Source organism: Kitasatospora sp. NPDC051705 (assembly GCF_044453265.1).
Classification (GTDB): Bacteria; Actinomycetota; Actinomycetes; order Streptomycetales; family Streptomycetaceae; genus Kitasatospora.
The window spans coordinates 24,234-49,417 of the sequence record NZ_JBITCO010000041.1; the positions used below are offsets into that span (position 1 = coordinate 24,234).

Genomic DNA, 25,184 nt, shown 5'->3' on the forward strand with positions numbered 1-25,184 from the left:
CCGCCCCCACCGTCGCCATGCTGCCCCGCATCGCCGACTCCCTCTCCTTCCTCTACCTCGACATCGTCCGCATCGTCCAGGACGACACCGGCGTCTGCGCCGAGGTCACCAGCCCCCACCGCGGCACCGAAACCGTCTACCTCCCCACCGCAGCCCTCAGCTGCGTCCTCCTCGGCCCCGGCACCTCCATCACCGCCCGCGCCCTGTCCACCCTCGCCCGCCACGGCACCACCGTCGTCATCGCCGGATCCGGCGGCGTCCGCTGCTACGCCGCCACCGTCCCCGAGTCCCTCAGCACCACCTGGCTCGAACGCCAGGCCCGGGCCTGGGCCGACGACACCACCCGCCTGGCCGTCGCCACCGCGATGTACGAACAGCGCTTCGGCCCCGGCACCGCACCGGCCGGCAGCGGCCTCACCCAGCTCCGCGGACTCGAAGGCCAGAGGGTCAAGGCCCACTACCGCCTCCTCGCCCAGCAGCACCGCATCGGCCGCTTCCGCCGCAACTACGACCCCAACTCCTGGGACACGCAGGACCCCGTCAACCTCGCCCTCTCCTCCGCCAACACCTGCCTCTACGGCATCGTCCACGCGGCCGTCCTCGCCCTCGGCTGCTCACCCGCCCTCGGCTTCGTCCACAGCGGCAACCAGCAGGCCTTCGTCTACGACGTCGCCGACCTGTACAAGGCCGAACTGACCATCCCGCTCGCCTTCTCCCTCCACGCCTCCCCGCAGCCCGAAGCCGACGCCCGCCGCGGCTTCCGCGACGGCCTGCGCCTGTTCCGCCTGCTGCCGCGCATCGTCACCGACATCCAGCGCCTCCTCGCCCCGGACCAGGACATCGCCCTCCCGGACCCGGAGGAGCAGCTCGTCGACCTGTGGGACCCGGTCTCCGGCCCGATCCCGGGCGGGGTCAACTACGCGGGGGAGGAACTGCTGTGAGGGCCCGCAGGCCGGCGCGCCGTCGCGGGGGCGGGAGGTACCCGTGGCAGCCATGACCGTCCTGTCCGCCACGGCGGTCCCCGACCACCTCCGCGGCGCCCTCACCCGCTGGCTCATCGAGGTCACGCCCCAGCTCTACGTCGGCACCGTCTCCGCCAAGGTGCGCGAGGAACTCTGGCAGGCCGTCAGCGCCTGCGTCGGCGACGGCGTGGCGGTGCTCATCCACACAGCGGCCAACGAGCAGGGCTTCGAACTGCGGACTGCCGGCGAGCAGCGCCGCCAGCCCGTGGACTTCGACGGGCTGACTCTGGTCGCGATGAGGGGTATCCAGTCCATGAACGGTCGCGCCATGGTCGAAACGTAGGGACGATGCTGTCCGAACGGATCGATCCGGCATCATCGCCGGTCTTCCTTGTGCCAAGGGTGCAGCCGAGCAGTGGCGGCTGCACCTGGTCAAGGCCTTCTGACTTACCGGCGGTGCTGTCGCAGGCCAATCAGACAGCACCGGGACAAGGATCCTCGAGCGACCCCCGACGCTCGTCCAAGTCGTCGCCAGCGCATCGCAGCTGAAGGAACACGGTCGAACGCTCTCGTGGGCTTGACGACATGGACCGTTGAGAGCTTCTGCTTGCTCGCACGTATTGTCCAGCGCCTACTCCTGCTGTGGGGGCGGATTGCCAGGACCACCGAGCCGGACGTGATCAGGCCCGTGTCGACCCTTCAGCGCTTTACACGGCGGCTTCCGCAGCAGAGCCGCCGTTCACGTTCGGAGCCCTTCTGCGGCGGGCGCGTGCGGCCCGCTGGTCGGCGGATTCCTGTACGACCGCGGCCTTGAAATCGGCTCCCGGCGCGAGGCCGGCCCTGCTGCCGTGATTTGCGGTCCTGCAGGCGCCGGATGAGAGCTCCGAGCGCCTTGGCGATGAGAGCCGAGAGCAGGCTCGCCATGAACTTCTCCAGTGACCATGGAAGCGATACGTGGTTGGCGTGCACCTATTTTCCTTTAAATGAGAAAAAAGATTATCGGAAAATTACTGCGGGTCATCGTGGGCGTGAATTGGACCTGCAGTGGTTCGGCGGCGATCCTAGCGCAGGCGTGCCGTTCGCCGCTCACGGGAGGTCGAGTTATGCATCACCGTCTCTCCTCAAGGTCCCAGCCAGAGGCTTAGATGGAGCGCGTTGAGTGTGGGGTATTGAGGAACGCTCCAGTGAAGAGTGGCATTGGTGATATTGATACTTCTAAAGTGCTTGTGACTATTAAAGATTTTTCTCTGGAATCGGCGCCTGGTACTCTCGCACTGGTGCGCCCCTGCTATTCCCCGGAGTCCGGGGGTCAGCCGCCTCTCGCCGGCACCTTGGAGAGTCGATGTGCACCCTCCCCGCACCCGCGGGGGTCTATCCAGATCTGACCGGCATTCACGCGGCCGTGACAGTTGCCAAGCGGATGTCGCGCATGTCGGTCGCCTTCGAGGACAGGTACATAACCTCCCGCCAGGGGGGGCGCCTGGCTCTGTGAGTTGGCTGAGGACGGCGTTGCCGTCGTAGGCCTGCTGAGCCCCGTTGGTATGTGGGGAAGTACGCAGCCGGCTGACGCAGCAGCCGCTCTCGGGGCGACCCTGCGGGTGCGGGGGAGGACCTCTTGAACTCGGTGGTGCGGTGGCGTCGGTGCAGGGAGCCGATGACGTTGACGGTGGCCGCGTGGCCGGGGGCCGCGGCGCGTCGCTGACCTCAGCCCCGAAGCTCCCCGCGCAGCGCCGGGTAGCGCAGCTCCAGGCCGAGGACGGCGGCCGGGGGCCGCTGGTGGTAGCGGACCCAGAACGGTGCCGCGCCCTGTTCCGCCTGGGGGCGGCAGCGGTGGCAGAGCAGGCCGCGGGTGAGACCGGTCTGCGGGTCGTGGTCCTCGGTGTGGGCGGGGCGCCCGGCGCCGGGGAGCGAGCCGCAAACGGCGCAGCGGCCGCGGTGGTAGGCGAGGAGGCGTTCGGCGGGGCGCTGGCGGTGGTCGTAGGGCGGCAGGGGCCAGGCGAGGTAGGCCGGGTCGGAGGTGTTCCAGCGTTCCTCCCACCGCGCCCAGAGCCGACGGCGGACGCCGCAGCGCTCGCAGTCGGCCGGGCAGCCGCCGGAGGCCGGCGGGCAGAGCGGGGCGGTGTCGAGGGCGTGGCGCAGGTCGAGGCGCAGGCGTTCGAGGGGCGGGGCGTCGGGTGGGGCCCAGCCGTCGGGGGCGGGCGCGGGGAGCGGGTGGTCGAGGAGGATGGCGGGGGCCATGGCGAGACGGTCGGGGGTGACGGTGTTGGGCTCGAAGATGAGCTCGGGCACCCGCGCGGCGACGGCTTTGACGATGCGTCCGGGCATGGTGTTGGAGTCCAGGCGCCGGCCGTTGCGGCTGGTCAGCAGCGGTCGGCGGCCGGTGTCCGGGTCGCGGCCGTCCACGCGGTGCGGCAGGTAGCCGGCGATGGCCTGCCAGACCTCGCGGGAGGGCTGGTGGGTGATGGTGCCGTCGCCCTTGGGCGCGGGGCAGGAGAGGGTGCGGATCCGGCGGTGGGGGTCCTCCTCGTGCAGGTCCTCCAGGTCGATGCCGACGGCCTGCCGGGGGCGCAGGCCGTCCAGGAGGAGGTGGACGAGGAGGCGGTCGCGGTGCGGGGCGGTGTCGTAGGGGCCTCGCCGGTGGCGCCCGGGCAGGAGGTCGTCGGCCGCGTACTGCATCGCGGCGGCCTGTTCGAGGGTGAGCGGCGCGGTGCGGGGCAGCGCGCTGGGGGCGGGGCGCAGCGCGGCGGCGTTGAACGGGGGCTCGGGGATGTGGCCGGCGCCGGCGGCGTAGGCGTAGAACGCGGCGAGGGCGGCCAGGCGGCGGGCGGGGTTGTGGAGGGAGACGCGCGGCGCGAGCGGGCGGCGCGAGGGCCGGTCGGGGTTGGGGCGGCGCAGCGCGGGGGCGTAGGCCCAGGTGGTGGCGGTCGACGCGTCGGCGTTCCAGGCGCCGATGCCGGTGGTCTCCTCGGTGAAGTACAGCCAGTCCCGCAGGTCGGCCTCGTAGCGGGTGGGCGTGGTGCCCTGCAGGGCGCGGCCGTGCTTGCCGAGGCCGGCAGCGAGCCACTGGGCGAGGACGTCGTACGGGTCGGGCCTGGTCACCCGGAAACTCTATGCGCGGGGCGGCCGGGGACGGGCGGGTCCCCGGACGCCGGTCCCGCCGGACCCCGGCCGACCGGGCCGTGGTGCGCGGGGGACGGGCGGCTCCGGCCGGGCCGACGGCCCTCTTTTCGCCTACGCACGGGACGGACGGGCGACCTCGAGTAGTCTCTGCGAATCGGATTGCGAACATCGCACGAAAGCCGCCGCGAACGGGGATCAGGGGTGGACCGTCAGGCACTGGTGGTCGGCGTGGTGGGGACGGCCGGGAGCCTCGAGGACGAGTCGCCGCCGAAGTGGCAGCCCCTCCCGTACGCGGCCCCGTACGCGCAACGCCTGCGCGAGGTTCTGGGCGAGCAGTACTCCTTCGTCCTGCTCGACCCCGATCCGGACCCCGCGTCCACCGCGGCCGCGCTCGGTGACGCGCTGACCGGAGCCGTCGAGGCGGGTGCCGCGTTCACCGTCGTCCACCTGCTCGGCCATGGGGAGCCCACCCGCAACAGTCACGGCCTGCAGGCCGTGGGAGGGGACGGCCGGCTCACCGAGGCCCTCTCCCGCTGGGTCGACATGGCCGAGAACCTGGCCACGGAGGGAGACCGAGAACCGGCCGTCCTGCTCGTGCTCGACCTCTGCCACTCAGGTGCCGTCGTTACCGAGCACCTGCGGTCGCTGATCCGTCCGGAGCGTCGGCGGGTGTGGGTGCTGGCGGCCTGTCAGTCGGACCAGTCCGCCTACGACGGCCGTCTGAGCCTGGCGGTCGACGACGTGCTCCGCGGCTTCGCCTCCGGCGCGCTGCGGCTCGACGAGTCGCACGAGTACATCCCGATCGACCGCTTCTGCCGCGAGGTGGCCCTCAACCTCGAGAGCCGAAGCGCGGGTTCCTACCCGCAGACCGTGGAACGTCCGCTCGTCGCCCTCGGCACCGATCTGTCGCACCTGCGCTTCTTCCCCAACCCGCGCCACGATCCGAGCAGGCTGAGCCTGCCCGGCGGGCCGGGCGGCCGCGCCGGCGTCGATCCGGCGGTGTTCGCCTTCCTCGACGACGTGGCCGACGCCCGCCACTTCGTCGGACGGGCCCACGGCGGCAGCGGCGCCGCCACCGAGAGCGGTCTGCCGACCTTCACCGGCCGAAACGCCGAGCTCCGCGAACTCACGGCGTGGGCCGAGGGCCAGGGCGCACCGGTGCGGATCGTCACAGGGGTCCCCGGGGCGGGCAAGTCCTCCCTGGTCGGCATCCTCGCCTGCGCCGCACACCCCTCGCTGCGCGAGGCCACCGAGCACCTGTGGCGGCCGTCGGCCGGCGACCTCCCCGACGTCGTCCAAGGCCTCGCGGTCGTCCACGCGCGACGACGGACCGTCGCCGAGGTCCTCTCCTCCCTCGCCGCCCAGTGGAACCTGGACTCGCCCGGCGCCACCGCCACGACCACCTGGACCACCGACCGCCTGGTCGCCGCCCTGCGCACCAGGGCCGAACCGCCCCACCTGATCGTGGACGCCGTGGACGAGGCCGAGTACCCGGCGGACCTCGTCACCGCCCTGCTGCTGCCCCTGCTGTCGGGCGAACGGCCGGACACGAAGCCACTGTGCCGGGTACTGATCGCCACCCGCCGCGAGGAGGGCCTGCGGCACCTCTTCGAAGCCGCCAACCGCCACGGCGCCCCGATCGATCTCGACCACGTCCCCGCTGCCCGGCTCCGCAAGGACCTCGTGAACTTCGTCAGCCGCGTGCTGCGCCCCGAGACGGACACGCTCGGCTGGTGCTCGCTGTCCGAGGCCGAGGGCCTCGGCCGGGCGATGGCGGGCGCGCTGCTCGGCGGCGCCCGGCAGTGGGGGGAGTTCCTCGTCGCCGGCCTCTACCTCCGCCTGCTGCGGGAACAGGCTACGCCCCCGGCCGACGCCGCGGCAGCCGAGGCCCTCGGCCGAAGCGTCCCCCGCACGCTCGGCGCGGTCCTCGACCTCGACCTCGCGTTCCTCGCCCGGCCCGGACTGCGCGAACTCCTGATCGCGCTGGCGTGGGCCGAAGGCGACGGCATGCCCGAACGACTGCTGGCCCGCGTCGCGGACCTCGCGTCGGCGATGGGCCACGAGCCGGCGGACGCGGCGGAGCTCCTCCAGGCCGCCCGCTTCTACGTGCGGCGCAACGTCGACCGCGACGGCACGCCGCTGTACCGCCTCTTCCACGAGGGACTCGCCGACGAACTGCGCTCCCGGCCCGGCCTCGACGCGGCCATCGTGTGGGAACGGCTCCTGGCGACGGTTCGCGAGCCCGGCGCCCGCCGCGGCCGCTGGGCGAGTGCCGAACCGTACCTGCTGCGCCACGCCGCCCGCCACAGCGCGGCCGCCGGCAGGCTCGAGGAGTTGCTCGAGGACTCCGGGTTCCTCGTGCACGCGGATCCGGCTCCGCTGGTGGAGGAGCTCTACCACAGCGCGCCCACCCCGCGTGGCGCCGTCTACCTGACGTCCTACGGGGCCCACCACGACGGCCCTCCGGACCAGCGGCGCGCCGTCCTCGCCGTCGACGCGGCCCGGCACCAGCAGTGGCAGCTGAGCGCCGAGCTGGCGTGCGGGACGGGGTGGCGGATCGGCTGGACGGCCGGGCGCGACCTGCACCCCGGCCTGCTCAGGACGCTCACCGGGCACCGCGGCGGGATCTCGGACATGACGACGCTCGTCCTCCAGGGCCGACCGCACGTGCTGACGGCAGGACGGGACGGCACGGCACGCCTGTGGGACGTGAACTCGGCCGGCACGACGCACGAACTGACGGGCCACGGTTCCCCGGTGAACTGCGTCGCGACCACCGAGGTGGACGGCGCCCTCCTCGCCGCCACGGCATGTGAGGACGGCGTCCTGCGGGGGTGGGACCTGGCGACGGGGCGGTGTCTGTGGACGGAGCGGGCGCATACGGGCCCGATCCGGTCGATGGTGGCCATGCCCTGCGACGGGGTTCCGGCGTTCGCCACCGCGGGGACGGACAAGGTCGTCCGCTTCTGGCACCCCGCCACGGGCGAGCCGCTGTCCACCCTGCCGCTGCAGTCACACCCCGTCCACGGCGAGGTGTGGCAGCTCTCCCACGTGGTCGTCCCCGGCTTCGGCGACTGCGTCGTCGCCTGCTACGACGATTGGCTCTCGGTGCTCACCGTGCGAGGGGAGGAACCGGGAGACGAGGACCTGTCGCGCACCTGGCCTGAGTGGGCGACCCGGGTGCGGTACGTCGACCGCCGGGGTGACCTCGAACCCGTTTCGGGTGATCGCGAGGGCACGGTGTGGATCGGCTACGAGGTCCTGGACGACGGACACGCGGCCGCTGTCACGGATCTCGTCTGCGTGGCCTTGGAGGGCTCCGACCTCGTCGTCAGCGCGAGTGAGGACGGGACGGCCAGACTGATCGAGACAGGCCCGCCGTGGCGCGCCCGGCAGGTCGCCAGCCACACGACGAAGATCACGCGCGCGGCCGTCGTCCACGACGGCGACGGCGCTCGTCTGCTCACCGCGAGCGAGGGCGGCACCGTCCGGATCTGGGACCTGACGGCCGAAGCCGTGCCGCAGCGGCATCCCGGGCACGTCCACACCGTCACCGGCCTGCTGGCGCTGTCCGGGAACCGACTGGTGTCGTGCAGCGATGACGGAACGCTGGCGCTGTGGGACACCGTCACGGGCGAAAGACGGCAGGTCAACCTGCTCGCGGACCACGACGGGCGTCCCGTCCAGGACACGGCCACCGGCATCGCGGTGCTGGAGGACGGCGAGCGTCCGCGGATCGTCGCATCCTGCTCCGTGGAAGGCCTCGCTCTCTGGGACACGAGCGCGGCGGAGCAGGTGCTCCTGGAACGGGTCGACGGCTCCCTGTTCCGTACCGCCGCCGTCGTCCCGGCCGTGATCGACGGCGTTCCCCACATCGTCTGTGCGGGTCGTCAGGTCGAACTCTTCAGCGTCGACCGTGTGGACTACCTGGCCCGTTGGCCCCACGAGCACCCCGACCGGTCGGAAGCACCCGCGCGGGAACGCGACCTGGGACTGCCCGGAGACGTCTTCTGTCTGGCCGCCTCGGCCACGCACGTCTTCGCCGGGTACCGCTCGGGCGCCGTGCGGTCGGCACCGCTGCAGGGCCCGCCCACGGTTCGCGAACTCACCCGGCACCAGGCCCCCGTCTGGGTGGTCACCGCCGTGGAGTTCGACGGACGCCTCCACGTCGTCAGCGGTGACCACGCGGGCGGGCTCCGCGTGACGGCCTTCGACGGCGGCTCGCGGATCGACCTCGTCGGGCACACCCGGGCGGTCCTCGCCGTCGCACCGGCCGCGCTCGACGGCCGGCCGCACCTCCTCACCGGCGGAATGGACCGCTCGATGCGCCTGTGGGACCTGACGACCGGCCAGCAGCGCGACGTCTTCTGGTTCCCCGACACGGTGGGAGCCCTCGCCGTCGCCGGCGACGGAACCGTCTTCGCCGGCGTGGGCCCCGACATCATCCGCCTGGAACGCCACGACCACCGCCACCGCTGAGGCCCTGACGGGCCCCGGCCCGAGGAACGAGGACCACCACATGACCCCCATCGTCGGAGTGCACGGCGTCGGACACCACGCCGCCGGCCATTCCCCCGCCGACGTCGTCACCACCCGCTCGATGACCTGGGCCGGTGACCTCGCCGCCGGACTCGGCGTCGCCCCCGACCGGATATCCCTGACCTACGCCTACTACGCCCACCACCTGCACCGCGGCAGGCCGGTCGCACAGGCAGCGGCGGACGATCTCGACCGGCTGGAGCGCGAACACCCCGAGGCGATGGCCAGGGTCGCCGACTGGGCGCGGTCGCTGGACGAATCCCTGGGCCTGGGGCTGCCGTCAGCCACGGCGCAGGGACGCCTCGCCGTCCCCCTGCGGCAGCTCGTGACGGTCGTCGCCGAACGCCTCAGCCTCGACGGCCGACTGACGCGGGCCTTCATCGCGCTGTTCTTCCGCGACGTCGCGCTCTACCTCGGGCAGCAGGATGGCGGAGCGCGGGTCGCCGCCCGTGACGAGGTCGCCGCCGTCATCGCGTCGACGGGCGCGCGCGTGGTGATCGCCCACTCGCTCGGCAGCGTCGTCGCCTACGAGGCCCTGCACGCCCACCCGGAACTCGAGGTCGACCTGCTCCTGACCCTCGGCTCGCCCCTGGCACTACCCCACGGGGTCTTCGACCGTCTGTCGCCGGCCCCCGCCGACGGCACCGGACAGCGGCCCCCGGGCGTCCGCCGCTGGGTCAACCTCTGCGACCACGGCGACATCGTCGCGATCCCGCGTCCGCTCACCCGGCGCTTCCCCGCCGTGGACCTCGACCTGGTCGAGAGCATCGCCCCCTTCGACTTCCACAAGGTGGCCCCCTACCTCCGGTCTCCCGTCGTGGCCGCCACCCTCGCCCCGTTCCTGAGGGGAACCGGCTGACCGATGTCGCCGGCGCACCTGCCGTGAAGGGGCGCCGCCGGTGTCTTGTGGCAGGGCTCGGCGCGGCAGGCCGCGACGGTTCACCGCCGCCGCCGTGTGGGCTCGGCGGGCACGCCCACACGGCACCGGGGCCAGGCGCCTTCGGCCAGGGCCGTGTTCTCGTATAGCCGCCGCCACCCGACAAGCGTCAGAGAGTGGCTGACCGTCACTTCTCGTGATGGGGCTGGACGAGGGCGACGAAGTCGGCGTGTGCCTGTTCGACGGCTTCCGGGTACGCCTGGCGCTTCTCGTGCTCGGCCAGCGCCCGGTGGATGCTGGCCAGGCCCGGGTTCTGGCCCTTGCGCTTGCCGGGTGGAGGGGCAGCCGGATGCCATAGGCTCGGCGCGTGGCCGATGAGATACAGAAGATCGTGGCGGGGTTGCCGGAGCTGACGGACGTCACCGGCGTGTGGGCGGTGGCCGATCGTCGGGCCGCGCAGGGGGATGCGGCCTTTGCTGCTGATCTTGGCATCGCTCTCGCCACGACGTACGGTACCGCGGGGCAGATGTGGCAGTACCGAAGTGTCTTCGACCATCTGCTTCGGCTGTTGGCCACCACCTCTGGCCCCGAGAATGTCATCCAGGCGCTGCGGCTGGTCTCCTCGGCTGAGGTCACCAGCAGGAAGCTGGATCGCTACACGGCCTCGTTGCTGGCTTCCAGCCATGAGGCGGCGGACCTGGCTGCGGCGTTCACCGGCCGGGCTTCGGAGGAGCTTCGGGCCTGTCTGGTCCATGAGCTGGTTCTCAGGGGTGTGGTCGTCGGGGAGGTGCCGGGGATCGCGGGTTGGGCGACGTCGCCGCATTGGAGTCACCACCCGCTGGGCTGGCTGCCCCTGATGCCGTCCGGTATGGAGGAGGGCGCGGATCTGCCGAGCTACGGCATCCGCGGCAGTAGTCACGCGGTGCCGTACGGGCCATCGGAGAGTCGCGAACTGGCGGTGGACACCGACGCGCGTGTGCCGGCGGCGGAGGAGACGACCACCCCGGCCACCGCCACCGCGATGGGCACGGCTGTGGCGAACTGGGCCGAGGAGTCCAACGGGCGCATCGAGGCGCGCGCGTTCGAGCTCGCCGAACCGCTGGACGCCGAGTCCGTCCCGGCCGTGCTCCTGGCACTGGGGCTGGAGTGTCTGCGCGGGGCGGGGAAGAAGACCCCTCTGTCAGTCGCTGTCCGTCCGCCGGCCCAGGCATGGCGGCTGCTCTTCGCCGCGGCGTCGACGGGAGGGGCGTACAACTCGGGCTCCTACGGCGCCTACGGGCGTCTGGCGGCCTGGCGGTCGCTGGCCGCGCTGGCCGGAAGCCCGGGAGGAGCCAGCGCTGCCGAGGTCGAGGCGCACGCGCTGGACTGCGTCTGGCACGGTCTCGGCGCCGACACCGAATGGTTCGAACAGGTGGCCTGGGACATCGGCCTGGCCGTGCTCTCCCCGGGCCGACGGCGCCTGGCCGTGCTCGCTGCGACCGACACTGACTGAGTCGGCAGCTGTTCGTGCGTCGAGAAGCCGGGCCACGTGAACTGCGCGAACCCTGCCGGGTTCAATGGGTCTCCAGCGGGTCAGCCTGGCCGAGCAGCTCGGCGAGCGGGGCGCCGGAGCGAGCAGCGACGATGCGGCGAGCACGCAGCTGGGCACGGGTACGGGGGCGGAACTTCGGGTCCCGTCCGCAACCGCATGGCCCGAAGCCCTCGTAGCGCAGCCCGGCGTTCAGGACCACGGCGACGACCGGCCATGCCTCCCGATTGCTGCGTCGGAGTGCCGCGAAGTCGTGGCCGGCCGACAGCAGCGGCCCGGTGCAGCGCGGGCAAGTGTGTCCGGCTTCGCTGGGATGGCGTTTGAAGCTGATCCGGCACGACACGCACGCGTAGTGCAGCTCGTAGTGGACGAAAGCGTGGGTGCACACGGACTGACCGGTCCAGTCCTCGACCACCTGCAGGCCCTCGCCGATCTCCTGGCGCATTTCGGCGTCGGCCAGGTAGTCGCAGATTCTGGGGAATCTGGCTTGTCAGGTTTGCGGTCGCCGTGGACCGTGGGGTTTGGCCGGCTCCCAGGCACCCCAGCAACGAGGAACGCCACGTGCCACCTGCGCCGTCCTCCGGTACTCATGAGGTTCTGGTCGTGGATCGGAGTGTCCCGAGCGCGGCCATGCGGCGTATGACGGGGATGGGGATGACGGGGTTGTGGGCAGCGTGCTCGGCGCTGTGGGCATCGAGCAGCAGCGTCACCAGCGCATCCGGCGGTATGGAGGGGTTGAGCCATGCCCGTCGGCGCACGCTCTGGTCGGTGTCGGCCGCCAGTCGTCGGAGCGATTCCGGCAAGAGGCGTCGGTCCTGGCCGGTGGCTCTGCGCACGATCGGATCGGGGTCGTGGCTGAGCTGCTCGACGAGTGAGCTCGTTGAGGCCGGGTCGTCGAGGGCGAGGGCCCGCAGGCGCGGGTTCGGGTCTGTCGCGTAGCGCAGCAGGCCGTCGCGGGGGAAGTTGGGGTGACTGTGCGGCCGGCCGGGGAAGGACAGGCTCCCTTCCCACCATGCGGCCACCTCCAGGAGCATCTCCGGTGGAGCGTCGTCGCATGACTCGGCGAGAAAGAGCCGCACGACGCGATCCTGGTCGCGGGCGAGCGCGGCCACCACGTCTGTGGGCAGGCGTGGCGCTCTTGCGACGCTGCGGCGGATCAGCAGTTTCGGCGAGGCCGCGAGCTGACGCATGGCTTCGGCGTTCCCGTGCAGGGCGCCGATCCACCACAGCGCGGTCGTCTGGCCGTCCGGGTCGATGTCCGGCACTTCGGCGGCCATCGCCGTGATCTCCTCCGGTGTCCTGGGCGGCGTGGCGTCGGGGTGCGGAGCACGGCCGACGCCACGGCCGCCGCGGGAGAGTCGCCTGGCGGCCAGCTGCTCTCCCGCGAGCTCCGCGAAGAGCGCGCGCAGCCCCGGATTCGGCGTGGCGGCGACGAGCCGGTCCCACTGTCTGGCCGAGAGGCGGCCGGACTCCGCGGCAATGACGCGCACGCGCCTGGCATCGTGGACGACCGCGGCATCCATGATCTCTGGCGGAAGGTCCTCCCGCCAGAGGAACCCAGCCTCGTCGGCATCCAGGAGGGTAAGGAGCACGTCGACAGGCGCCGAGCGGTTGAAACCGAGCCCGGAGAGCCAGGAGAGGGCTACTCGCCGATCGAGGTCGGTAGCTGCAGTCAGCCTGGTCCAGGCCCCGTCAGACACGTCGGCAGCAGGTATACCGGTCATTGGCCAAAGGCTAGAGCACTGGACCATCAGCCGACCCGAGGGCGCTGCCGACCAGATCACCAGACATGCAGTGGTGGGAACGGACCGCGCCGCGCTGGCGCGGCGCGGATGACAGGACTCGCGTCCGGATCGGTGCCGGCTCAGGTGTGTCGCTGGCGGACATCGACGATCGGCAGCAGCGCTGCAGTGGCGGGGATGCCGATCCGACGGGGCGTCGGTCCCGCCGGGGTGGGAACGTCGGTCAGTCGCACCAGGGGTTGGTCGAGCGCGGCCTGGCCTTCGTCGACCGCGGCCTGCTCGTCATCGGTGAGCGGGACGCTGGCCAGCATCCGCTGGAGGTTGTCCTTGGCGCTCCCAGTCCTGACGCACGCTCGATCCCTTCTCAGCCGCACCGAACGCGACCAAGGTGACGCGCGCACATCAGGGCGCGGGTGAAAACGCTCGAACCCGGGACAGCCAACCCCCGATCGGCTACAGAGAGCTACCTGTCAGGCAACGGCGGCTATACGAGCACACGGTCGGCCAGGGCCGCCACGCGAGGCCTGGGGGCACGCCACCGCCGCCTCCGCGAGCACGCGAGACGGCGGGCAGTGAACCATATGGTGCGGTGCCCTTCCCGCGAGCGCGTGGTCTGCGCCCACCAGATCCGGTAGGAGGGGCGACGAGCACGCGAAGGGGGTGGATCGGTGCGGCCTGCAGGGCCACCGGATGCCGCGCCCGGTCCTCGGACGTCGACCGTAGCTCGTCGATGCCGGAAGGACCAGGACCCGGCTACCGGAAGGAAGCGTCCACGGGGGACACTGGTACCGGTCCCGCCCGCACCAGATGCCTGGAGGACACGGTGAGCGCAGCGCCCCTGCACGGCCATCACGACGGCCGGCAGCCCATCCCTCGTACCCAGGACGCCGTCGCCAACGCCCTGCCGCCCGCGCAGCGGATGGAGTTCTACCGGGAGATGGGCGAGGCCGACGTCGACACGATCGGGGGTGTGCTGAAGCGGTGGTGGCTGCGCGCCGAGCTCTACCGCGATCCCGAGGGCGACCGGATCCACGACGACATCCAGGCCGGCACTGCCCCCGGTACCCCCGCATCCGCGGTCCTGCGCCGGCTCGGGGCCCAGTGACGGACTTCAGCGACTCTCCGGACGACGAGCACGACCCGCTCACCCTCTCCCCGGCCGTCGAGGAGTTCCTCGGCGACCCGGGCACGCCGGCCGACGTGTTCTCCGCCCTGGTGGCGTTCCTCGTCGACCTGCGCGAGAACCCCTTCCCGCACCTGAGCATGCCGGTGCCGGGCCGCCCCGGGATGCACTCGGCGCCGCTGCGCCGGGATCTGGGGCTGGTGGAGTACGCGGTGAACGAGGCCTCCGACCCTCCCCGGATCTACGTTTCGCGAATCCTGCGAGCGGACTGAGCGGCAGGCCCGCCTCCGCGGAAATGGGGATGTGCCTCCTCGTCGGCCCGCGAGGCCAGGGCGGAACGGATCGTTACTGGGCTGTTGCGGGGTGTGGCGGTCTGGTCCGCCGCCCCGCCGCCGGCCGACGATCCCCGCCAGCGCCGGCCGGTCCATTACCGGGGTCGGGCAGCCTTCCGTATTGACGCCGTTGGCCCGGCTACCCCCGTGGGTGAGGGGAGGACACCTACGACCCCGACGGCATCAGCGGCGACTGCGGCGCTGACCTCCGCGGGTGGCGGGGAGGGCCAGCAGGCCGTCTGTGGGGTCCAGCCAAGGTGAGTCCAAAAGCCGCCACGGGATGATCTTGAAGCTCTGAGTCGCACTCCGCGTCTACCCCCGGGGGCTTGGCCCTGTCCTGGGTTCCACTGCTCTGATCCTGGCCTGGCGCGGACGACGCGACGATCCCGTAGGTGTGCACGGCGTTCCTGGCAGGGGCTGGGCATCGGGTGGGGTGGGGATGACTTCGATCGGGCGGACCGCGTATCCGCGGTTCAAGCGGCTTTGATCACCTCGCGTGAGCTGCACGTGTTCTTCACCCCGTCCGAGGAGGAACGGGCCTGGGCGGAGGAGACCGCTGATTTTGTCGGGTCATATGGGGGTCTGGCCCAGGTTCTGTGATCGGTGACACTGGGTGACGGATCCTGGGTGGTGGCGGGGTCTGGAGATCGTCCGGAACTGGTCGGCCGAGTCGCCTGGACGGCTGACAGTCGGCGGCTGTGTCGCAATCGTGGTCGTGGCTCGGTGAGTTGTTGTTCCCGTCGCTGCCCCAGGTGGCGGTCGTCGGTGTAGAAGTGTCCGGTGCGGTGGTGCGGGTCGCTGCCCGCGTGGCTGTTCCGGGTGCGTCCTGCCCGGACTGCGGGGCGTGGTCGGAGCGGGTGCATGGCTCCTACCTGCGCTATCCGTCGGATCTGCCCAGTTGCGGGCGGCCCGTGATCGTTGCCTTGCGGGTGCGCCGCTTCGCCTGCCAGGCCCTGGTGTGTCGGCGGCGGACGTTCGTCGAACAGGTCGACGGGCTGACACGTCGCCACGGGCAGGTCACCGAGCGGCAGCGTTCGTCGGTCACCGGACTGGGTCTGGCGCTTGCTGGGCGGGCCGGAGCGCGGATGGCCGCGCTGCTGGGCATCCGGGCGAGCCGGAACACGCTGCTGCGGCGGGTGATGGACCTGCCCGACCCGGCCGTCGGGGCCCCGGTGGCGGTCGGGGTCGACGACTTCGCACTGCGCAAGGGCCAGACCTACGGCACGGTGATCACGAACGCGGTCACCCACAAGGTCCTGGACCTGCTGCCCGAGCGCGACGCGGCGACGCTCGCCCCGTGGCTGGCCGGGCACCAGCGGATCGAGGTGATCGCACGTGACCGTGCCAGCGCCTACGCGGAGGCGGCTGACCGTGCGGCACCGCAGGCCCGGCAAGTGGCAGACCGCTATCACCTGTGGGCGAACCTGGTCCGCGCCGTGGAGCGGGTCGTCACCGATCACCGCGCCTGCCTGCGCGTTCCCGAGTCCGAGCCGGAGCCCGAACCCCGGTGGGAGAACCCGTTACCCGCCGAGGCCGGCAACGCCGATGATGCCCAGCCGGTGAACCCGGCCGGGCGCGTTGCCGAACGGCGGCGCGCCAACCACACCCTCGCCCACGGGCTCCTGAACAGCGGCATGAGCCAGCGCGCCGTCGCGAAGCACCTGGGCTGGAGCCGCAACACCGTGCGCCGCTACGCGGAGGCCGGGAAGTGGCAGGACATGATGAAGGGCCCGCAGGCCCCGCGCACCGTCAAGCTCGACCCCTACAAGCCGTACCTGCTGCGGCGCTGGGAGGAGACGAGCGGCAATATCAGCGGCATGGCGTTGCTCGGTGAGATCACCGCCCGGGGTTACCGCGGTGGATACACCCAGCTCGCCACATGGAAGCAGCGCGAACTGCTCCCGGACGGCCCGCCGCCACCGCGCCCGCCCACGGTCCGCGAGGCCACGGACTGGCTCACCCGCCACCTCGACGGCCTCACCGCCGACGATGCCATCCGGCGCAAGGCCCTCCTGGTCCACTGCCCCGAACTGGACACCACCGCTCACCTGGTCACCGCGTTCGCCGAGATTCTCACCCTCCTCGACGGGGACCGTCTGCCCGAGTGGATCAGCGAGGCCAAGGTTGCCGGCCTTCCCGGGATCAGCACCTTCGCCAACGGCCTGAACAGCGACTACGCCGCCGTCCATGCCGGACTGACCACGCAGTGGAACTCCGGCCACGTCGAGGGTGCCGTGAACAGGATCAAGATGCTGAAACGACAAATGTTCGGACGCGCCAGCTTCCCTCTCCTACGCAAGCGAGTGCTTCTCGCCTGACCGTCCGTAGCGGAGGGCCAGGGCCACCGGTCGGTCGTCCTTAGGTTCTGTCCGTCCGATCTTGGGTTGTGGGAGGATGTCGTCCATGATTTGCATCCGAAGGGGCCGTGCCTCGTAGAACACCAGCTTCGCTTCGGTCGCGGGAACGCGGCTGGGGAGGACCTTGGGTGCGGTATCGCGATGTCCCAGGTCTGTCGGGAGCGGCGAATGCCGCCGTCCGTGTGCTCGAACGGGAGCGGTTGTCTCCGGGCATCGTGGCGGTGGCGCTGAGCGTGTGGTCTGTGCGCGTCCACGGCACCAAGCGCCGATGGAGGCGGTGGGAGGCTGAGTTCACCTGCCCCTGCTGTGGTGAGGGCTGGGCCCGGGACAAACTGCAAGACGTTCTGTTCATGCTTCCGCCAAGGGCCGCCGGAGAACTCCGGGTGCAGGTGGAGCGCCTGGACGTGGTGTTACTCGGGCGAACGCATCACGAGCCGATGGCAGACCCGGAGTTGGCGTGGTGGCATCGCAGATCCTGACTGTACCCATGTCGCCGACCGATTCGTTGGCTCTTGCACGACTGGTCGGGGAGTTCAGTGGCGCCGAGGCAATCGGAGGGCCGGTCGCCGATCACCCGCCGAGGCTACAGGGACCTCTCCGACACCGAGCCCTATGTGTCCCACTCGGCCCGATGTTCAGCATGCCGAGACCGGAACCTCTTGTTGTCCTGCGGTAGCTGTCAGCCCCGGCGCCTACGGACCGTCACTGGTCACACAACCTGGGCCAGAACCTCATATGGGAGCCACTGCTCCGGTGTGAATGAGAGCCGGGTCTAGGCCGTTCGTGGCGATGGTGTACTCCACCGTGGCGGGTGTTCTTCGGTGAGTGCGGGAGCCACTGATTCCCAATGAGGTTGTCAAGTAGCGGTGGTGACGCATTGTGGTTGGATCACGTCGCTGCGGTGCTTGCGCGGACAGCAGCGGTCTCGAAGGGCCTGTGGTCGCGCAGGAGGGCTCAGAGCCCGTTCAGGCGACGCCTGGCGAGGGCCAGGACGGCCTGCTTGTGGGACTTTCCCTCCGCGCGTTTGCGCTGGTAGTACCGCTTCGATTCGGGACAGTACACGGTGGCGACCTGGGCGGAGAGATAGAACATCCGCAGCAGTCGCCTGTTGTAGCGCCGAGGTCGGCGGAGGTTGCCGCTGACCTTGCCCGAGGCGCGGGGAACCGGGGCCAAACCGGCAACGCCGGCGAGCCGGCTAGCCGTCCACGGCTCCCAGCGCAAGTACACCCTGGTCGCCCTGCGGTCGCTGTTCACCCGGGCCAAGAAAAGCGGCACGATCTTCAAGAACCCGACCAGCCGCATGCGGGTCGGCCAGCAGGCGAACGGCATCATCCAGCCCCTGGGACCCGAGGACGTCCAGTCCTCGGTTGCCTCGGTTACCCGCCTGGCGGACCGGCTGATCCTCGCCCTCGCGGCCGTCCACGCCGCCCGACCCGGTGCGATCCGCCACATCCAGCTCGACGACCTCGACATCGGCAACCGCCGGCTCGTCATCAACAGCCGCGTCCGCCCCCTGGACGAGCTCACCCTGCAGACGGCCCTGGCCTGGCTGGAGCACCGGTGACGGTGCTGGCCCGACACCGCCAACCCACACCTGCTGATCAACAGGCAGACCGCACTGGAGACCGGCCCCATCAGCGGCGTCTCGGTCTCCGCCGCGCTTCGCTGCCAGACCGCCACCCTCGAACGGCTCCGCGTTGACCGCCAGCTCGAAGAAGCCCTCGTTCACGGCCCCGACCCGCTCCACCTCGCTGAGGTCTTCGGCCTGGCCGAGAAGACCGCGATTCGCTACCCGGACTCGGCCAGGCGCCTCCTGGAATCCAGTGCCGAGTCGTTGAACGCTGTGACAGCATCGGTGGATGATCAACGCTGAGGACCTGGTCGACAGACGCCTGTTGAAAGTGACGACGTCCTGGCACCACTACCAGGAGACCGAGCCCTCCCTCCTCCACATGTGGTTGCACATGGACGGGCTCGGCCCCGTTCGGTTTCACACTCCGGGCGACGGGTTGTCCCTGGAGATCGATCAGCCTCACGGCCCCTACGACATGGACGAGTACGGCCACACCACGGTCGAGGACGACCTGCCCGACTTCCCCATGACCCGGTTCATCGGGCAGCGGATTCTCTCCGTTCGGAAGATCCGCTACCAGCGCGGCGACTACGACATCGCCGTCGGCATCACCGTCCAGTTTCCCGACGGCACGATCCGTATCCTCAACCTCGCAGACGAGATCGTCCTGGCCCATGGCCAGCACCTGGGTCCTGTTGAGAAGCATCTCCACGAGGTGACGACGCCCACGAGCCAGGACGTCTCGCCGTGAGTCGGCACGAACTCACGGGTCGATCCCGGCAGAGCACACCACCATTCGACCCGCGGGTTCCCACTGAAGAGCCTTCGGTTTCCCTGAACCCACGGAGCTCCTGGGGTCCAGCCAAGGTGAGCCAAAAAGCCGCCATGGGATGATCTTGGTGAGTCGGCAGTGCGGTCCCGGGGAGGAGTCTTCGGCAGGGTCGGGCTCGTCGTCCCGGCCGTCGTGATCGGCCCAGGTTCCGAAGGGTCCGGGTAGGCCGGGCTCGTCGGCGCCGGGCTGGAGGGCGCCGCTCTCGGTCCGGTGTTCGCCGGGGGTCACCGGTTGCCCGCTTCGAGTTGGGCGGGGATGCGGCTGACACGGAGTTCTTGCAGGTCGGGGATGTGGTTGTAGAGGGTGCCGGGGCTGACGCCGAGGATTGGCGATCGAGGTGATCGGGTGCTCGGGGTTGGGGAGCATGTCGTGGGCGGCCCGGATGATGTCCGCGTTGACGACAGTCGGCCGGCCGCCGACCTTGCCGCGGGCTCGGGCGGCGGCGAGGCCATCGCGGGTGCCGGAGACGATCAGCTCGCGGATGAACTCCGCGAGGGGCGGCGAAGACGTGGAACACCAGGCGGTCGCCAGGGATGGTGGTGTCGAGCCGTTCCTGCAGAGAGGTGAGGCCGATCTCGCGCTTGCGCAGTTCGCCGACCTTGGAGATCAGGTCCTGGAGGGAACGGCCGTACCGGTCGAGGGCGGGGACCACCAGGGTGTCGCCGGCGGCGAGGAACGCGTGGCACTCCTTCAGTTCGGCCGGGCGTCGTTCTTCCCCGACTTCTTGTCCGCGAAGATCCGGCGACAGCCGACCGCGTTGAGGGCGTCGAGCTGGCGGTCGAGCGTCTGTCTACCAGTGGACATCCGTGCGTATTTGACGCGGATCTCGGTACGGACGGCGGGCTCGGCGACCAGGAGTTCGAACTGGGCGTCTTCAAATGGCTTGCTCACATCCGGAATTCCTGCCAGGAGTCTTTGAAGGTCCTGGGGTGCTTCCGGCGGTCCGCCCGGCGATTTTCAGAAGACAATGGTTTGTTGAAGCCTGGCGGAAGGTCGGTGCCCTCGCCCGAACGCTTCAGCGGCGGCGGCGGTTGAGCACCCCGATGAGAGTGGCAAGGTCGGCGGCACCGGCCGGGTCATCCGCGTAGCGGGTGGTCTGGAGGGGGCCGACCTCAGGAAGGACGATGTCCTCCCGCGCCAGGACATAGACCAAGGTCAACAGTGCGGCGCGGGCATTGCCGTCGGCGAAGGGGTGGAAGAACGCCACGTCGAGGTAGGCGCGGGCCGCGCGGGCCGCCAGCGGGATGTCCGGGTCGGTCGTCTCGTCCAGGCAGGAATCGAAGTCGGCCTGCGTGTGACGGGTCAGACCGTAGCGCTCGCGGCCGGCCTTCGCATAGGCGTCGCTCACGCGGAACGGTGCCCCTGTTGCAGCGAGGACTTCGCGTTGCCAACGGGCCAGCAGGGCGAAGTTCAGCGGGGTCTGGCGTGCGGCGTCCTCCCGGGCCAGGGTGTGCGCGGCGAGCAGACGCTCAGCGCGAATCGGGTCGCGCCGACGCACCGGTCCCTCGCACCAGGACCTGAACCCGTCGCGGCCGGCCGGGACCCGTCGCAGAGCCGGTGAATGCCGCCAGTTGACCTCGCGGCGCACGCGCAGCCAGACCGAGAGGCTGTCAATAGCGGTCATGGAGCTTCTCCAGCGCTTCCCACTCGCGGTGGTCCCGGTACGGGGCGTGGCCGGTGAGGCCGACGGCGAGGTCCTCGCCTACCGACTCGATCAGACTCCGCTCCGGGTGGACCCAGCTCTTGAACCGGCCGCCGATCGCGCGCTCCACCGCTTGTGCGGCTTCGGCCCGGTCCATGCCGGTGCTGGTGAGGAACCAGCCCAGGACGATCGAGGTCTGGCCCCGCCAGGCGTTGTCCGCGCCCGAGTCCATGGTGTGGGTCACGAGCCGGACGCAGGCCCGTTCCAGGTGCCAGCTGCGGTCCTCGGGCGAGGCGTCCGGCGGCGGCGTCAGTTCGGCGAAGCGCTGGGCCGTCCGCTCCAGCCACTCCCGCCACTCCAGCAGCGCGGCTACGGCCCGGTCCGCGGTCTCGTCGGGGGTCGTCACCGAGCTCGGTCCGCCGGTCCAGTTGCCGATGGGCCCGCCGCTGTAGTGGTACCAGTTCCATCCCCAGGCCCAGGTGCCGTATCGCTCCCGGATGATCGCGTCCACCTGGCTCTCGCACCAGCGTTCTCCCTGCCACCAGCCGGCCATACCGGAGAGCACAGGTGGTACCCACTCGCGGACCAGCGAGCGGAGGTGCTCCTCCTCGTCCTCGTCCCAGGCGAACGAGTGGCGGGCAGGGTCGAACTCTTCCCAGTCCCGAATGCCCTCGTGGGTGATGGGGGGCACGCGGTTGTCGGGGAAGGGCAGGGTGTCACGGTTGTACGTCAGGGCTGGCCACTCTTCCTGTCCGATGTGATCGACCGATCAGTCTCGGCTCAATGCCCTGGGAACGCCAACGGTTTTCGGACCGCGTCGGCTTGTCCGTCATGCCGCTGCTGCCTTGTCGTCGCCGCCGAGCACGCTGAGGTCGACGTCCAGGCGGACGTCGTAGGCGTCGGGGGTGATGCCGAGTTCGTGGGTGGAGTACTCGCCGAACCGCTTGATGTGCTCGGTCAGGTACGGGAAGTCCAGGGCGAGGTCGAGTGGGTCGACCGGGCGCCCGTCGGCCTGCAGCTCGCGGACCACGTCGGCGATGTCCAGGGCGTTATGGAAGATCACCAGGTTGGCCAGCAGCGACGTGAACATCACGTCCTTCCACACCTTTCATCTTGGGATGTTCGGATCATCTGCAAGACCGGGACACCCACGGGATCTGGAGTCGATGACGTTGCGCCCGGCCTCGCCGAACAGGGCGTCGATGTGGTCGTACTGGGCGGTGCGTGAGGGGCGGAAGAACAGCAGGTCCTTCCAGTTGCGGATGCGGGGCATCAGGTCGATGCCGAGCAGGTCGGCGATGGCAAAGACCGGGTAGCTCTTTATGTGGATAGCTCGAGTTGCTCATTTTTTGGTTTGCTCCGTGGGTGGAGAACTTGCCCGGCAGCTCTCAGCCGGCCAGTACGGGGATTCGCACGGGTCAGGGTCCAGTCCGACAGCCCCGCTGGGTATGCGGCGGTCGCACCACCCGCAGACCAGGACAGCGCGGGCGCCTGCTGCCTCCAACCGCTTCGCGACCTTGTCTGCGGCTTCGAACCAGGCGTCCTCCACGACCACGACCGGGGCGGCCTCCAGCAAAAGCTTGCTGTGCCAGAGACTCAGGCCCGATATCGCTCGGACTGCCTGGATGACGTCCAACTTCGTAGTGCCGACCTCAGTCAGCAGCACGCTGAACTCCGGTTCCTCCACGACCACCCCTCGTCGACGCGAGACGAACGACTGGACGAGTAAACCGCGACTGACCAGCTGAAGCGCGAGGTTAAGAGGTCGCTTCCTTCGGTGCTTCGGAGTCGTTCGGCCGCTCGTGGAGAGTCTTGTTGAGCGCCTGGTCCCGGACGAGCTATGGGATGTGTTTCGGAGGGTGGTGCCGCCGACGGTCGTGCACCGGCCGCAGGGCGGGGGCCGACGGCGAGCCGGGGACCGGGAAGTACTCGCTGCGATCGTTTTCGTGGCGACCTCGGGCTGCACGTGGCGCCAGCTCCCGCCGATCTTCCGGGCCTGCTGGCAGACGGTCTACCGGCGCTGCGCGAAGTGGCGCCGGAACCGCGTCTGGGCTCGGCTCTACCGGGTCGTCCTGGACGAGCTCGGCGCCCAGGGAACGCTGGACTCGTCGCGATGCGCCATCGACTCGGAGAGCATCCGCGCCCTCAAAGGGGGCCTCTGACCGGACCGAATCCGACCGGCCGCGGCAAGAACGGATCGAAGATCCACCTGATCTGCGACCGCAACGGCCTGCCGATCTCGCTCGCCATCTCCGGAGCCAGCCTCCACGACAGCCAAGCCCTCGAACCGCTCGTGCGCGGCGTCCCGCCCATCCGTTCTCGGCGCGGACCGCGCCGACACCGGCCCGCCAAGCTCCGCGGCGACAAGGGCTACGACTACGCCCACCTGCGGCAACGGCCGCGCGGACGCGGCATCGTCCAGCGCATCGCCCGCCGCGGCGTCGAGTCTTCCCACCGACTGGGCCGCCACCGCTGGGTCGTCGAACGCACCATGGCCTGGCTATCCGGATGCCGCCGCCTGCACCGCCGCTACGAGCGCAAGGCCGAGCACTTCCTCGCCTTCGCCGGCATCGCGGCGATGTTCATCTGCTTCCGCCGCCTGCTGGTCTGATCGGTGTTCACCAGGCCATAGCGCTGGCTCGGATTTTCGGCAGGGCCCACGGTTCCAGTGCGCCGCTGACCAGGTCGGTCAGGAACTGAACGGCGCCACCGGTGTAGTGCCACCACGCGGAGCTCCGAGAGGCGACGGTGACCGTCCAGTCCTGGGGCCCTGCCGGGCTGGTGGTCCACAGGAAGAAGTCCCCCTGATTCGATCCAGCCCATGGGAGCAAACCGCCCGGGGCGGGATAGATGTGGAGCGGCACAGCCAGGTCGGCTTCCTCGCACCACTCCTCGATGGTCTCCAGCGTCTCGCGTGTCCCCTGCACCCACGCGTGCTCACCACCCGGATCCGGACCACCGACGCCAAGGAAGTCGCCGAGTACGAAAGGCGGGTAGAGCTCGCACAGGAGCCTGAAGTCGGCTGGCAAGGGCAAGCCCAGACCGGCTTCCACGACCTGCCAGCTGATGCTGCTGGGCTTCGGACGGCGCAAGGCGGCCAGACTCGGTACCACGCGTTCAAGCTCCCCGACCAGCTCTACGGGGTCGGTCATACGCCGGACCGGTGCCTGGGTACCAGCAAAATCGTCCATGCGATCAGACTGTCAGAGCGACGTCCCACCATCCGGAGCGGCCCCACCTGAAGCCAAAGGAAACGCCCAGTTACTGGGCGTTTCGTCCCTGACTCCTGAGGTCAGGTTCCGCGCCAGGTCGGGGTGGTCTCGCCGGTGAGTCGTCGGGTCATGAGGTTGATCATCGCGACGTGGACCATGGCTTCGGAGCGGGTGGGAAGGGCTTCGTAGTCGCGGGCGAGGCGGCGGTGGTTCATGAGCCAGCCGAAGGTCCGCTCGACGACCCAGCGGCGGGGTTGGACGACGAACCCTTTGGTGGCGGGGTCGCGGCGGACGATTTCGACGTCGATGCCGAGCGTGGCGCCGTGCTCGACGACGGCGTTCTTGTAGCCCATGTCGGCCCAGGCCTTGCCGACGGTCGGGTGGTCGGCTGCGAGCGCGGTCAGCAGCTGCCGGCCGGCGGTGCCGTCCTGCACGCTCGCGGCGGTGACCAGCACTACCAGCAGCAGGCCGATCGTGTCGGTGACGATGTTCCGCTTCCTGCCCACGATCTTCTTCCCGACGTCGGGGCCCTGCGTGGCGGCGGGAACATTCGTGGAGGTCTTCACGCTCTGGGAGTCGATGATGCACGCCGTCGGCTCCGAGGCACGCCCCTCGCGGGCGCGGACAAGTCGGCGCAGGAGGCCGTTGAGCTGCTCGAACACGCCCTCCTTCTGCCACCGGGCGAAGTAGGCGTAGACGGTTTCCCAGGGCGGGTAGTCGTGGGGGAGGTAGCGCCAGGGGATACCGGTCCGGTCGACGTACAGGATCGCGTCCAGGAGATCCCGCAGGTCGTGCTCGGGAGGCCGGCCGAATGCGAGGGCTCGCTCGGTCCGGGCCTGGCGCCAGGCGCTCAGGGTCGGCTCGATCAGCGCCCAGCGGGCATCGGACAGGTCGCTCGGATACGGTCGACGATCCGTCATGATGACGGCATACCGCGGGATCGCCGCTCTGCCCAGCGCGCGCGGCTCTCGAGAGACAAACAGGAACAGGCCCGGCTTCCAGGGATGAGACAGGAGGAAGTGCACAGTTCCGGCGGACATGCGCGCAACAGCAGCACTCCTGTCACGAGAGCCCCAAGCGCCACCGAATGCCGGCAGCCCAGGCGGACCGAAAACCAGGATCAATCCACCTGTTCGCGGCTGAAACGCCCAGTGAGAGGTCGTTTTCATCTTTTTGGCCCGGATACAGGGCGATTCTCGAAGTGCGCGGGCATGGTGCGGAAGTGACTGTAGATGCGGCTGAGGTCTGCGGGTCGGACGGGGGTGCAGGTGGGGCGGGGTGCGGTTTGTACCTGTCTCATCCCAGGATGTCCGGTCTTCGCGGCTGTCTGCTTCCCGGCGCCGGT

General features: G+C 70.4%; 22 protein-coding genes and 3 pseudogenes. 12 read left to right on the forward strand and 13 right to left on the reverse strand.

Annotated elements, in window-relative coordinates; translation table 11 throughout:
• Positions 1 to 17 precede the first annotated feature (17 nt).
• Positions 18 to 941, forward strand: coding sequence for a type I-E CRISPR-associated endonuclease Cas1e (cas1e, locus tag ACIA8Q_RS32060; RefSeq protein WP_396318179.1), 924 nt, complete (start codon positions 18 to 20; stop codon positions 939 to 941).
• Positions 942 to 984: 43 nt separating this feature from the next.
• On the forward strand, positions 985 to 1,305 hold the full coding sequence (cas2e, locus tag ACIA8Q_RS32065) for a type I-E CRISPR-associated endoribonuclease Cas2e (RefSeq protein WP_387906673.1): 321 nt from the start codon (positions 985 to 987) through the stop codon (positions 1,303 to 1,305).
• A gap of 1,361 nt (positions 1,306 to 2,666) precedes the next feature.
• Here cas2e and ACIA8Q_RS32070 read toward each other — a convergent pair.
• Entirely contained in the window at positions 2,667 to 4,061 is a 1,395-nt protein-coding gene (locus ACIA8Q_RS32070; RefSeq protein WP_396318163.1) for an endonuclease domain-containing protein, read from the reverse strand.
• A 222-nt stretch (positions 4,062 to 4,283) separates the two neighbouring features.
• Here ACIA8Q_RS32070 and ACIA8Q_RS32075 point away from each other — a divergent pair, with 222 nt between their 5' ends.
• The 4 genes from ACIA8Q_RS32075 (at position 4,284) to ACIA8Q_RS32090 (ending at position 10,990) form a co-directional block, all read left to right on the forward strand.
• The gene (locus ACIA8Q_RS32075; RefSeq protein ID WP_396318164.1) at positions 4,284 to 8,561 is read left to right on the forward strand and encodes a hypothetical protein; all 4,278 of its coding nucleotides are present in this window, start codon (positions 4,284 to 4,286) and stop codon (positions 8,559 to 8,561) included.
• 40 nt (positions 8,562 to 8,601) lie between these two features.
• Complete coding sequence (locus tag ACIA8Q_RS32080) at positions 8,602 to 9,480, forward strand: hypothetical protein (protein WP_396318165.1); 879 nt, start codon at positions 8,602 to 8,604, stop codon at positions 9,478 to 9,480.
• 217 nt (positions 9,481 to 9,697) lie between these two features.
• Positions 9,698 to 9,856 carry a hypothetical protein gene (locus ACIA8Q_RS32085; protein ID WP_396318166.1) on the forward strand — a complete coding sequence of 53 codons (159 nt, stop codon included), beginning with the start codon at positions 9,698 to 9,700 and terminating at the stop codon, positions 9,854 to 9,856.
• A gap of 9 nt (positions 9,857 to 9,865) precedes the next feature.
• Positions 9,866 to 10,990 carry a DUF6183 family protein gene (locus ACIA8Q_RS32090; RefSeq protein WP_396318167.1) on the forward strand — a complete coding sequence of 375 codons (1,125 nt, stop codon included), beginning with the start codon at positions 9,866 to 9,868 and terminating at the stop codon, positions 10,988 to 10,990.
• Between the two features lie 61 nt (positions 10,991 to 11,051).
• On the opposite strand, the gene ACIA8Q_RS32095 is transcribed toward ACIA8Q_RS32090, so the two are convergent.
• From ACIA8Q_RS32095 to ACIA8Q_RS32105, 3 genes are all read right to left on the reverse strand, one after another.
• The gene (locus tag ACIA8Q_RS32095) at positions 11,052 to 11,471 is read right to left on the reverse strand and encodes a hypothetical protein (protein ID WP_396318168.1); all 420 of its coding nucleotides are present in this window, start codon (positions 11,469 to 11,471) and stop codon (positions 11,052 to 11,054) included.
• A 142-nt stretch (positions 11,472 to 11,613) separates the two neighbouring features.
• Positions 11,614 to 12,750, reverse strand: a complete 1,137-nt coding sequence (locus ACIA8Q_RS32100) for a hypothetical protein (RefSeq protein WP_396318169.1) — start codon at positions 12,748 to 12,750, stop codon at positions 11,614 to 11,616.
• 140 nt (positions 12,751 to 12,890) lie between these two features.
• Entirely contained in the window at positions 12,891 to 13,079 is a 189-nt protein-coding gene (locus ACIA8Q_RS32105; RefSeq protein WP_396318170.1) for a hypothetical protein, read from the reverse strand.
• Between the two features lie 512 nt (positions 13,080 to 13,591).
• Between ACIA8Q_RS32105 and ACIA8Q_RS32110 the strand changes: the two genes are divergently transcribed.
• The 3 genes from ACIA8Q_RS32110 (at position 13,592) to ACIA8Q_RS32120 (ending at position 16,541) form a co-directional block, all read left to right on the forward strand.
• Entirely contained in the window at positions 13,592 to 13,873 is a 282-nt protein-coding gene (locus ACIA8Q_RS32110) for a hypothetical protein (protein WP_387906684.1), read from the forward strand.
• Positions 13,870 to 14,163, forward strand: a complete 294-nt coding sequence (locus ACIA8Q_RS32115; RefSeq protein ID WP_396318171.1) for a hypothetical protein — start codon at positions 13,870 to 13,872, stop codon at positions 14,161 to 14,163. The genes ACIA8Q_RS32110 and ACIA8Q_RS32115 overlap by 4 nt, the downstream gene beginning before the upstream one ends.
• Before the next feature lie 758 nt (positions 14,164 to 14,921).
• Complete coding sequence (locus tag ACIA8Q_RS32120; RefSeq protein ID WP_396318172.1) at positions 14,922 to 16,541, forward strand: ISL3 family transposase; 1,620 nt, start codon at positions 14,922 to 14,924, stop codon at positions 16,539 to 16,541.
• A 993-nt stretch (positions 16,542 to 17,534) separates the two neighbouring features.
• Here ACIA8Q_RS32120 and ACIA8Q_RS32125 read toward each other — a convergent pair.
• Positions 17,535 to 17,783, reverse strand: a pseudogene (locus ACIA8Q_RS32125) (transposase); the annotation flags it as partial.
• Between ACIA8Q_RS32125 and ACIA8Q_RS32130 the strand changes: the two are divergent.
• Entirely contained in the window at positions 17,713 to 18,144 is a 432-nt protein-coding gene (locus tag ACIA8Q_RS32130) for a hypothetical protein (RefSeq protein ID WP_396318180.1), read from the forward strand. The pseudogene ACIA8Q_RS32125 and the gene ACIA8Q_RS32130 overlap by 71 nt on opposite strands.
• Before the next feature lie 295 nt (positions 18,145 to 18,439).
• A complete protein-coding gene (locus ACIA8Q_RS32135; protein ID WP_387906691.1) occupies positions 18,440 to 18,904 on the forward strand; it encodes a hypothetical protein in 465 nt (154 codons plus the stop codon).
• Here the strand turns inward: ACIA8Q_RS32135 and ACIA8Q_RS32140 are convergent.
• From ACIA8Q_RS32140 to ACIA8Q_RS32165, 6 genes and pseudogenes are all read right to left on the reverse strand, one after another.
• A pseudogene (locus tag ACIA8Q_RS32140) lies at positions 18,798 to 19,789 on the reverse strand (recombinase family protein). The gene ACIA8Q_RS32135 and the pseudogene ACIA8Q_RS32140 overlap by 107 nt on opposite strands.
• Before the next feature lie 211 nt (positions 19,790 to 20,000).
• Entirely contained in the window at positions 20,001 to 20,609 is a 609-nt protein-coding gene (locus tag ACIA8Q_RS32145; protein WP_396318173.1) for a Fic family protein, read from the reverse strand.
• Positions 20,596 to 21,318 (reverse strand): hypothetical protein, encoded by a 723-nt coding sequence (locus tag ACIA8Q_RS32150; RefSeq protein WP_396318174.1) that lies wholly within the window; start codon positions 21,316 to 21,318, stop codon positions 20,596 to 20,598. Before ACIA8Q_RS32150 ends, ACIA8Q_RS32145 begins: the two co-directional genes overlap by 14 nt.
• Positions 21,319 to 21,456: 138 nt before the next feature.
• Positions 21,457 to 21,717, reverse strand: a complete 261-nt coding sequence (locus tag ACIA8Q_RS32155; protein ID WP_387906827.1) for a Tn3 family transposase — start codon at positions 21,715 to 21,717, stop codon at positions 21,457 to 21,459.
• Between the two features lie 99 nt (positions 21,718 to 21,816).
• Positions 21,817 to 21,948 (reverse strand): annotated as a pseudogene (locus ACIA8Q_RS32160) (Tn3 family transposase); the annotation flags it as partial.
• Positions 21,949 to 21,969: 21 nt separating this feature from the next.
• A complete protein-coding gene (locus ACIA8Q_RS32165; protein WP_396318175.1) occupies positions 21,970 to 22,320 on the reverse strand; it encodes a ribosomal protein L7/L12 in 351 nt (116 codons plus the stop codon).
• A 109-nt stretch (positions 22,321 to 22,429) separates the two neighbouring features.
• On the opposite strand from ACIA8Q_RS32165, the gene ACIA8Q_RS32170 reads away from it, so the two are divergent.
• Positions 22,430 to 23,238, forward strand: a protein-coding gene (locus tag ACIA8Q_RS32170; protein ID WP_396318176.1) for an IS5 family transposase whose coding sequence is annotated in 2 segments (ribosomal slippage) — positions 22,430 to 22,784 and positions 22,784 to 23,238 — 810 coding nt in all. Because the reading frame shifts where the segments join, the coding sequence is not laid out codon by codon here.
• Between the two features lie 7 nt (positions 23,239 to 23,245).
• On the opposite strand, the gene ACIA8Q_RS32175 is transcribed toward ACIA8Q_RS32170, so the two are convergent.
• Complete coding sequence (locus ACIA8Q_RS32175; RefSeq protein WP_396318177.1) at positions 23,246 to 23,818, reverse strand: SMI1/KNR4 family protein; 573 nt, start codon at positions 23,816 to 23,818, stop codon at positions 23,246 to 23,248.
• 101 nt (positions 23,819 to 23,919) lie between these two features.
• Positions 23,920 to 24,759 carry an IS5 family transposase gene (locus ACIA8Q_RS32180; RefSeq protein ID WP_396318178.1) on the reverse strand — a complete coding sequence of 280 codons (840 nt, stop codon included), beginning with the start codon at positions 24,757 to 24,759 and terminating at the stop codon, positions 23,920 to 23,922.
• Between the last annotated feature and the right edge of the window lie 425 nt (positions 24,760 to 25,184).